At 66.2% G+C, this 2,468-nt stretch carries 5 protein-coding genes; 4 read left to right on the forward strand and 1 reads right to left on the reverse strand.

From position 1 onward, the window contains the following. Positions 1-105 precede the first annotated feature (105 nt). Both ABDB87_RS20460 and ABDB87_RS20465 read left to right on the forward strand, forming a co-directional pair. Positions 106-588 carry a glutathione peroxidase gene (locus ABDB87_RS20460; protein ID WP_345930556.1) on the forward strand — a complete coding sequence of 161 codons (483 nt, stop codon included), beginning with the start codon at positions 106-108 and terminating at the stop codon, positions 586-588. Beyond that, positions 589-1,047, forward strand: coding sequence for a MarR family winged helix-turn-helix transcriptional regulator (locus tag ABDB87_RS20465; protein WP_345930558.1), 459 nt, complete (start codon positions 589-591; stop codon positions 1,045-1,047). A gap of 17 nt (positions 1,048-1,064) precedes the next feature. Here ABDB87_RS20465 and ABDB87_RS20470 read toward each other — a convergent pair whose 3' ends face one another. Continuing rightward, positions 1,065-1,406: a TfoX/Sxy family protein gene (locus ABDB87_RS20470; protein WP_345930560.1), complete on the reverse strand. Its 342-nt coding sequence runs from the start codon at positions 1,404-1,406 to the stop codon at positions 1,065-1,067. 136 nt (positions 1,407-1,542) lie between these two features. On the opposite strand from ABDB87_RS20470, the gene ABDB87_RS20475 reads away from it, so the two are divergent. Both ABDB87_RS20475 and ABDB87_RS20480 read left to right on the forward strand, forming a co-directional pair. Then, the gene (locus ABDB87_RS20475; RefSeq protein ID WP_345930562.1) at positions 1,543-2,013 is read left to right on the forward strand and encodes a metallophosphoesterase family protein; all 471 of its coding nucleotides are present in this window, start codon (positions 1,543-1,545) and stop codon (positions 2,011-2,013) included. Between the two features lie 122 nt (positions 2,014-2,135). Beyond that, positions 2,136-2,417, forward strand: a complete 282-nt coding sequence (locus ABDB87_RS20480; protein ID WP_345930564.1) for a hypothetical protein — start codon at positions 2,136-2,138, stop codon at positions 2,415-2,417. The last annotated feature ends 51 nt before the right edge of the window (positions 2,418-2,468 follow it).

Genomic DNA, 2,468 nt, shown 5'->3' on the forward strand with positions numbered 1-2,468 from the left:
CCCAGCACCCAGCACCCAGCACCCAGCACCCAGCACCCAGCACCCAGCACCCAGCACCCAGCACCCAGCACCCAGCATCCAGTCCTTCAACCCGGTACCGTTACCATGACTCCGTTCCATTCCCTCAGGGCCACCGCGCTGCGCGGTGGTGAAGTCGATTTTTCCGATTACGCCGGCAAGGTCGTGCTGGTGGTCAACACTGCGAGCCAGTGCGGCTTCACGCCGCAGTACGCCGGGCTCGAGGCGCTCTGGCGCGGCTACCGCGACCAGGGACTGGTGATCCTCGGTTTTCCCTGCAACCAGTTCGGGCGCCAGGAGCCGGGCGGGGCGGACAGCATCGTGCAGACCTGCGAGATCAACTACGGCGTGAGCTTTCCGATGTTCGCCAAGGTGGAGGTGAACGGGCCCGGCACGCATCCGGTGTTTGATCTCCTCAAGCGCGAGAAGCCCGGCCTGCTCGGGCAGCCGCTGCGCTGGAACTTCACCAAGTTCCTGGTCGGGCGCGATGGCCGCGTGCTGCGGCGCTTTGCGCCCTTCACCGGGCCCGAGAAAATCGAGCCCCATATCCGCGCCGCCCTGGAGGCCTGAATGCCCGCGCCCGACGCCCCGGACCTGCTGCGCCTTGATCAGCAGCTGTGCTTTCCGCTCTATGCGGCCTCGCGTCTGGTGACGCGGCTCTATCAGCCGCTGCTGGAGCCGCTGGGGCTCACCTATCCGCAGTACATCGTGCTGATGATCCTGTGGCAGGACGCGCCCTGCGCGGTGTCACGCATCGGTGAGCGCGCGCAGCTCGCCTCCAACACGCTCACGCCGCTGCTCAAGCGCCTGGAGCAGGGCGGGCTGGTCCGGCGGGAGCGCTCGCGCGAGGACGAGCGCGTGGTGAACATCGCGCTGACCGGGGCAGGCCTGGCACTGCGCGAACGCTGCCGCTGCATACCGATGCAGCTGCTGGGGGGCATGGACTATCCGGTGGCGGAGCTGGTCGAACTCAAGCGCCGGCTCGACGATCTCGTCACCCATCTGGCGCGTCTTCCGGACACGGCCTGAGGCATGACGGCAGCGGCTCAGGTCTGGTGCCAGGGCAGTTTTTTCTTCTTCGGTTTCGGCGGCGGCAGCGCGCGTTCGGTGACGCACACCAGCTCGCTCAACCAGCCGCGGTCATCGAGCTCGCTGCCCACCAGCAGCCAGGGCCTGGCGCCCGCAAAGGGCTGGGCTTCGGCAAGCGTGGGCGCCCAGGCGCGGCCGGCGGCGGTCATCTTGATGAACACGCGGTTGTCGGTGATCAGCGCTACCACCTTGCCATCGCAATAGATCGCGTACTCGCCGAACATGCGGCGGCTGCTGATCCGCTCGCCCAGATTGATCTGCTCGCAGACGTAATCCATGAACTCCTGGTCGGATGCCATCCGGAACTCTCCCGTGCTCGTATCGGACCGCAGAGCATGAGCCTGCCCGCGATGGCAGACAAGTGCCGCCCGATGTGCTTCACTTGAGCCATCTTTCCCGGGGCCTCGGCGCAGGTCCGTTTTTTCGGTGCATGACATGTCTTCCGGCAATTTGCGCATCGGTCTGATTTCCGACACGCACGGCCTCCTGCGGCCGGAGGCGCTGGCCTTTCTGGCCGGCAGCGATCTCATCGTGCATGCCGGTGACATCGGCGGGCCGGGCATCCTCACGGCGCTGGAAGCGCTCGCGCCGTTGCAGGTGGTGCGCGGCAACAACGATCACGGCGCCTGGGCGGTGCCGATCCCCGAAACCCTGCTGTTCGATGCGGGCGGCGTCGGCCTTTACGCCCTGCATGATCTGGCGGCGATTGATGCGGATGTCATGACGTGTGCGGTGCGGGTGGTGATCTCGGGCCACAGCCATGTGCCGAAGATCATGGAGCGCGAGGGCGTGCTCTACGTCAATCCCGGCAGTGCCGGGCCAAGGCGCTTCACGCTGCCGATCTCGGTCGGGGAGCTGCTGATCCATGAGGGGCGCGTGTCGGCGCGTACCGTGGTACTCGGCTGAGGCAGCGTCGGCCTCGTCTGCTGGCCAGGTGGGCAGGCGGGCGAAAAGCGCGTGGCCGGGCATCAAGTCAGGTCCGGCACCGCCGTTAGGGGGGAAGTCTCCCTTCGCGCGCGTATCCCCGCATGGTGTTCGATTCCCGGCAGCTCAATACGGCGCCGTCCTTCTTCCGCCGCCAGGTGTGGCGCTTTGTCGGTGCCGTGATCGGCATCCTGTGGGTGATGGTGTTCGTGCTGCTGGGCGTGTTCCGCGAGGAGCAGATCCGGGTGGCGAGCGAAGAGCTTGATGCCACCAACCGCATCGTGAGCCGGCACGCATCCGAGCTCTTCCATCTCATCGAGACGGATCTGCTCGCGATGGCCGCCTGGCTGGAGGCGAGCCCCCGAGTTCGACAGTTCGTCGCGTAAGTTGTTGATTCGTATATGAGCGAATCTCAAACGTGCCCCTACAAGAAAGTG

It is taken from the genome of Uliginosibacterium paludis (assembly GCF_039631355.1).
Taxonomy (GTDB): domain Bacteria; phylum Pseudomonadota; class Gammaproteobacteria; order Burkholderiales; family Rhodocyclaceae; genus Uliginosibacterium; species Uliginosibacterium paludis.

What these genes read in the sequence shown, in the direction of transcription:
- ABDB87_RS20475 (WP_345930562.1), top strand. Translation starts at nt 1,543, where the DNA reads ATGTCTTCCGGCAATTTGCGCATCGGTCTGATTTCCGACACGCACGGC.
- ABDB87_RS20470 (WP_345930560.1), bottom strand. Translation starts at nt 1,406, where the DNA reads ATGGCATCCGACCAGGAGTTCATGGATTACGTCTGCGAGCAGATCAAT.
- ABDB87_RS20465 (WP_345930558.1), top strand. Translation starts at nt 589, where the DNA reads ATGCCCGCGCCCGACGCCCCGGACCTGCTGCGCCTTGATCAGCAGCTG.
- ABDB87_RS20480 (WP_345930564.1), top strand. Translation starts at nt 2,136, where the DNA reads ATGGTGTTCGATTCCCGGCAGCTCAATACGGCGCCGTCCTTCTTCCGC.
- ABDB87_RS20460 (WP_345930556.1), top strand. Translation starts at nt 106, where the DNA reads ATGACTCCGTTCCATTCCCTCAGGGCCACCGCGCTGCGCGGTGGTGAA.